Here is a 2,245-nt window from a genome sequence, read left to right on the forward strand (position 1 = left end):
TTTTTACTGAGCAAACGTCTTATGCGCCAAGCAGTCCTTATTCCGCTTCAAAAGCTTCTAGCGATCATTTAGTTCGAGCATGGTTGCGCACTTATGGTTTTCCAACCATTGTGACCAATTGTTCAAATAACTACGGTCCTTATCACTTCCCTGAAAAACTGATCCCGCTGGTTATATTAAATGCATTAGAAGGTAAATCTTTGCCTATCTATGGTAAAGGTGACCAGATTCGCGATTGGCTATATGTCGAAGATCATGCCCGCGCTTTGTATAAAGTTGTGACTGAGGGGAAAGTTGGTGAAACCTATAACATAGGCGGTCATAACGAAAAACAAAATCTAGAGGTAGTACAAACCATTTGTAGTATTTTGGATGAACTCGTTCCGATTGAAACCCAGTACGCCGCCCAAATCACTTATGTGAGCGACAGACCTGGACACGATCGTCGTTACGCCATTGACTCAACCAAGATGAGCCAAGAATTAAATTGGACTCCAGTTGAAACCTTTGAAACCGGTTTACGCAAAACTGTGCAATGGTATTTGGATAATCAAGCGTGGTGCCAAAATGTTCAAGATGGTTCATATCAACGTGAGCGACTTGGTACGATTGAAGAATCGTTAAAAGGAAATAAATAATGAAAGGTATCGTTTTAGCTGGTGGTTCAGGGACGCGTTTATACCCATTAACACGTGGTGTATCTAAACAGTTATTGCCAATTTATGATAAACCAATGATTTTTTATCCGTTATCAACGTTAATGTTAGCGGGAATTGATGATATTTTAATCATTACAACGCCGGAAGATAATGAAAGCTTTAAACGATTATTAGGGGATGGTCGTGATTTTGGTATTAATCTAGAGTTCGCTATCCAAGAAAGCCCTGATGGGCTGGCACAGGCTTTCATTATTGGTGAAGACTTTATCGGTAAAGATAGTTGTTGTTTGGTATTGGGTGACAATATTTTCTATGGTCAATCTTTTACCAAAACATTAAAAAACGCCGTCAGTCGCAAAACAGGTGCCACTGTATTTGGTTATCAAGTGAAAGATCCAGAACGTTTTGGTGTGGTTGAGTTTGATGCAGATATGCGCGCCATTTCAATTGAAGAAAAACCCGTTCAACCGAAGTCAGATTACGCGGTAACAGGATTGTACTTTTATGATAATCGTGTGGTTGAGCTTGCTAAGAAAGTGAAACCCTCTCATCGCGGAGAGTTAGAAATCACAACATTAAATGAAATGTATCTTAATGATGGCTCACTGAATGTAGAGTTACTTGGTCGTGGGTTTGCTTGGCTTGATACGGGAACCCATGAAAGTTTGCATGAAGCCTCCTCATTTGTGCAAACGATTGAGAATGTCCAAGGACTCAAAGTCGCTTGTCTAGAAGAAATCGCCTTTAATCAAGGTTGGTTAAAAGCGGAAGATTTAAAACGAATTGCCAAACCAATGTTAAAAAATGATTATGGGCAATATCTTAATACATTGGCTGACAAAGCGATGAAAGGTGACACGATATGAAGGTGCTAATTACCGGTTGTCATGGTCAAGTAGGGCATTGCCTCGTTCAGCAACTTCAAAATAAAAGTAATGTTAATGTGCTTGCTCTGGATGTCGTTGGTTTAGATATTACCAATAAAGAACAAGTAATTTCCGTAGTGGCTGATTATAAACCAGACTTTATTATTAATGCCGCGGCGCATACCGCTGTGGATAAAGCCGAATCAGAAGAAGCACTATCAATCGCCATTAATACCGATGGTGCCGCCTATTTAGCGCAAGCTGCGCACTCTGTTGGCGCGGTCATGCTTCACATATCGACTGATTATGTCTTTGAAGGTAATAAAGATGGTTTATACAGTGAAATAGATACGACCAATCCACAAGGTGTCTACGGGAGAACTAAGCTCGCAGGCGAACTTGCTGTAGAAGAAGCTTGTCCTCGCCATATAATTTTAAGAACCGCATGGGTATTTGGTGAGCATGGTAATAATTTTGTCAAAACCATGTTGAGACTGGGTAAAGAGCGAGATGCCTTAAGTATCGTGGGTGACCAATTTGGTGGCCCAACGTTTGCTGGAGATATTGCATCAGCATTAATCAAAATTACAGATCAGATTCAATCAGGCAGTGAAGCATGGGGCGTTTATCATTTTTCGGGCTCACCTCATGTCAGTTGGTTTGAATTTGCAGAGGCAATCTTTGAACAAGCGAACAAGCAAAGTATTCTTAAGAATAAAC

3 protein-coding genes are annotated in these 2,245 nt (G+C 40.5%); all 3 read left to right on the forward strand.

Annotated elements, in window-relative coordinates; all coding sequences use genetic code 11:
• Positions 1–638 (forward strand): GDP-mannose 4,6-dehydratase (locus tag HC723_RS16670; RefSeq protein ID WP_190339884.1); only part of this gene is annotated, 638 nt, incomplete at its 5' end.
• Complete coding sequence (rfbA, locus tag HC723_RS16675; protein WP_190339885.1) at positions 638–1,525, forward strand: glucose-1-phosphate thymidylyltransferase RfbA; 888 nt, start codon at positions 638–640, stop codon at positions 1,523–1,525. The genes HC723_RS16670 and rfbA, both read left to right, overlap by 1 nt.
• Positions 1,522–2,245, forward strand: a 724-nt coding sequence (gene rfbD / locus HC723_RS16680; protein ID WP_190339886.1) for a dTDP-4-dehydrorhamnose reductase, incomplete at its 3' end; no start/stop codon positions are given. The genes rfbA and rfbD, both read left to right, overlap by 4 nt.

The organism is Vibrio sp. S11_S32, from assembly GCF_014694465.1.
GTDB lineage: Bacteria > Pseudomonadota > Gammaproteobacteria > Enterobacterales > Vibrionaceae > Vibrio > Vibrio algicola.

Excerpts from the sequence above, each read along its gene's own strand:
- rfbA (WP_190339885.1), top strand. The coding sequence starts at position 638 with ATGAAAGGTATCGTTTTAGCTGGTGGTTCAGGGACGCGTTTATACCCA.